At 59.0% G+C, this 3,503-nt stretch carries 4 protein-coding genes; 3 read left to right on the forward strand and 1 reads right to left on the reverse strand.

The genetic code is table 11. The features are described 5' to 3' along the window. The 3 genes from ACXRVY_RS20535 to ACXRVY_RS20545 form a co-directional block, all read left to right on the forward strand. A partial coding sequence (locus ACXRVY_RS20535) for a glycine betaine ABC transporter substrate-binding protein (protein ID WP_458238108.1) occupies positions 1-616 on the forward strand: 616 nt, incomplete at its 5' end. After that, a complete protein-coding gene (locus ACXRVY_RS20540) occupies positions 613-1,533 on the forward strand; it encodes a homocysteine S-methyltransferase family protein (protein ID WP_223457259.1) in 921 nt (306 codons plus the stop codon). The genes ACXRVY_RS20535 and ACXRVY_RS20540, both read left to right, overlap by 4 nt. Positions 1,534-1,661: 128 nt before the next feature. Further along, complete coding sequence (locus ACXRVY_RS20545; RefSeq protein WP_223457352.1) at positions 1,662-2,681, forward strand: ABC transporter substrate-binding protein; 1,020 nt, start codon at positions 1,662-1,664, stop codon at positions 2,679-2,681. A gap of 9 nt (positions 2,682-2,690) precedes the next feature. On the opposite strand, the gene ACXRVY_RS20550 is transcribed toward ACXRVY_RS20545, so the two are convergent. Beyond that, positions 2,691-3,503, reverse strand: an 813-nt coding sequence (locus tag ACXRVY_RS20550; protein ID WP_458238109.1) for a LysR substrate-binding domain-containing protein, incomplete at its 5' end; no start/stop codon positions are given.

A 3,503-nucleotide genomic window follows, 5' to 3' on the forward strand; every position in this document is an offset into this window, starting at 1 on the left:
GTTTGAGCCACTGGGCGGCGGCAAGGCTGAGTTGCTGGTGGGGCCTGCAGGCTGGGAGTCGACTTACATTGGCCAGATCAAGGCCAAGGATTACGGGTTTGCCGATAAGTTCGAGTCGGTGTCCACGGAAGCTTCCGTGACCTATGCCAAGCTGGCCTCGGCCTACAAGGCGCAACGTGGCGTGGTGTTTTATGCCTACACCCCGGACTGGATCTTCTCGGCCTATGACCTGCGTCGCCTCGAAGAGCCCGCATTCGACGGCTACGCCCAGGACAACAAAAAAGGTGACCCGCTCTACAAGGTCGATGGCTGCTGGAAATTCATCAGCCCGACGGTCGATCCCGACTGGCTGAACAAAAGTCAGATTACCTGTGCCTTCCCGGATGCCAGGGTTCATGTCCTGGCGTCCACAGCCTTGCAGACACGCGCCCCGAAAATTGCCGAGTTCCTGAAGAATGTCGCCATCGACCCGGCGCAGCTCAATGAGCTGATCCTGAAGATCGAAAAGGAAAAACTGCCGGCTGACGTCGCGGCCAAAGAGTGGGTTCAGGCGAACACCGCCAAGGTTGATCAATGGCTGTCCGCGTCGGCGCCTAAGGTGAGTGCAAGCCAATGAGTCAATCTTCTTTGCGTTTACTCGATGGCGGTATGGGGCGCGAGCTGAAACGTATCGGGGCGCCGTTTCGTCAGCCTGAATGGTCAGCGCTCGCACTGATCGAGGCGCCCGGGTTTGTGCTTCGGGCGCATAGGGCGTTCGTGGATGCCGGTGCCCGGATAATCACCACCAACAGCTACGCGGTTGTGCCTTTTCATATAGGTGAAGAGCGCTTTGCCGCGCAGGGGCGAGTGCTGGCTGAGCGGGCTGGGCGGCTCGCTCGTCAGGCGGCGTCCGAGAGTGCCGAGCCGGTGACCGTGGCCGGCTCGTTACCGCCGGCTCTCGGATCCTATCGGCCGGACCTGTTCGATCATCAACGTTCTGTCACGATCCATCGAGAGCTTATTGCCGGGTTGCGGGCGCATGTCGATGTCTGGTTAGCGGAAACTCAGAGTTCTACGGCTGAAGTCAGGGCGGTAGCAGAGGCGCTGGGCACCGAGCTCAAACCGTTGTGGGTGTCGTTTACGCTTCTGGATGAGGTCAATGAGTCACCGCAACTGCGTTCCACTGAGCCAGTCGGCGAGGCGGTACGCGTGGCGGCCGAGTTGGGTGCGAGAGTCGTGCTGTTCAATTGCAGTCAGCCGGAAGTCATGGCAGCGGCTCTGGCCGAAGCCCGGGATGTTCTTGATAGCCTCGACCAGAGCATTGAGCTAGGGGTTTACGCCAACGCATTTCCTCCCGTCAGCACAGAGGCCAAAGCCAACAGTACATTGCTGGAGATTCGTAGCGATCTGGATCCCGAGTCATATTTGCGTTGGTCCAGATCCTGGGTAGCGGCTGGCGCCAGTATTGTTGGAGGATGCTGTGGAATCGGCCCAGAGCACATCGCGCAGTTGCACCTGCACTTGTTGGCGGACAGTGGGGTCGCTGGAACATGAGCGATCTTCAACAGGAAACACAGGTTGAGCAGGCGACTTTTGGTGCCGGCTGTTTTTGGGGCGCTGAGGCGCCATTCAGAACATTGCCGGGCGTGCTCGGAGCTGATGGCGATGGCGATGGCGCTTTCATGGCAACTCCCTTCAAGCGTTCTGCGTTGACAGTGTTGGCGACCTCCCTGGCTGCGGCGAGTATGTTACTGAGCTCCGGCGTTCACGCCGAAGGCAAGATCAGCATTGCCCAGCAATTTGGTATCGGTTACCTGATATTGGATGTGGTACGGGATCAGCAGCTCATCGAGAAACATGGCAAGGGGCAGGGCCTCGATATCAAGGTCGACTGGAACAGCATCTCCGGTGCCACGGCGATGAACGAGGCACTGTTGGCCGGCGCGCTGGATGTGGTGTCAGCCGGCGTGCCGCCGATGCTCACGATCTGGGACCGGACAAAAGGCAAGCAGAACGTCAAGGCCATTGCCTCGCTGGGCTCGATGCCCAATTACCTGCTGACGAATAAACCGAATGTGAAGAGCCTCAAGGACTTCACCGAGAAAGATCGCATTGCCGTACCGGCGGCGGGGGTCGGTTTCCAGTCGCGCACGCTGCAGATCGAAACGGCCAAACAGTTCGGCAAAGACAATTTCAAGAAGTTTGACGATATCTCGATCAGCCTTGCGCACCCGGATGCTACAGCGGCGCTGATCGCTGGCGGTTCAGAGATCAATTCACATTTTTCCAGTCCGCCGTTCCAGTACCAGGAACTGCAGAATCCCAACGTGCACAAGGTACTGAGCTCCTACGACGTACTCGGCGGGCAGGCCACGTTTAACGTGCTGTACACCACTGAAAAATTCCACGACGAAAACCCGAAAACCTACAAGGCGTTCTACGACGCGCTGGCCGAGGCCGAGAAAATAATCAAGGCTGACAAGTCCGCGGCAGCCCAGATCTATATCCGGGTGGAGCAGTCGAAGCTGGCCTTGCCGCTGGTTGAGAAAATCGTCGCCGACCCCGAAATCGACTTTACCGTCGTGCCACAGCGCACCTTCATCTATGCCGAAAAATTGCAGGAGTTAGGCGTACTGAAAAACAAGGCGGCCAGCTGGAAGGACTACTTCTTTGAAGAAGCCCACGGCGGTGCGGGCAGCTGAACCGGGGCATCAGTGCCCTTGACTGCTTTTGATCAACTCATACGCCCGACGCACTAGCGGGTTTACGGTGTTCGGGCGAATCCACAAGTGATAGGTCACGTCTGGCAGTCGCGGCAATCCGTCATTTTCACCCAGTACGCGCATGTCCGGGCCGAGCATTTCCATACTTCTGGGGGTGACGCCCAGTCCCGCACGCGTCGCCGCTTTGATGCCGATCAGGTTCGATGCCAGGTAAGCCTGGCGCCAGGGAATGTTGGCGCGCTCCAGGGCCTCCAGCGCGTAGCGGCGATAGATACTCGGTTCCTCGACGAGAATCAGTGGCAAGGGTTCGCCCGGAGTATGGATGTACTGGGCCGAGCAAATCCACCACACCGGCGAGGTGCGCAAGGCAAAACCTTCAAGGCTGGAGTCTTCTCGGGTGGAAATCACCATGTCGACTTTGCCCCGGTGCAGGTCGTCCATCAGAAACGGGCTACGACCCACATCAATCTCCAGACGTAAGCGCGGTGCCGATCGCGCGATGTGGCTAAGCATGGGCGGCAGGATGGTGTCGGCGATGTCGTGGGGCGAACCGATGCGCAGCACGCCGCTCAGGCTGCTTTCGCGCAATGAGTTCAGCGCGTCGTCGTTGAGCGAAAGCATCTGCCGGGCATGCCGTAACAACTGCTGTCCGGCTTCCGTAAGGTGCTTTTGCCGCCCGCGTTTTTCGAACAGGCTCACGCCCACCTGTTGCTCCAGGCGTTGCATGTGCTGGGTGACCGACGACTGCGTGCGGGCCATTCGTGCACCGGCCTCGGCAAAACTGTGGTGATCGACCACGGC

It is taken from the genome of Pseudomonas sp. P5_A2_2 (assembly GCF_054177685.1).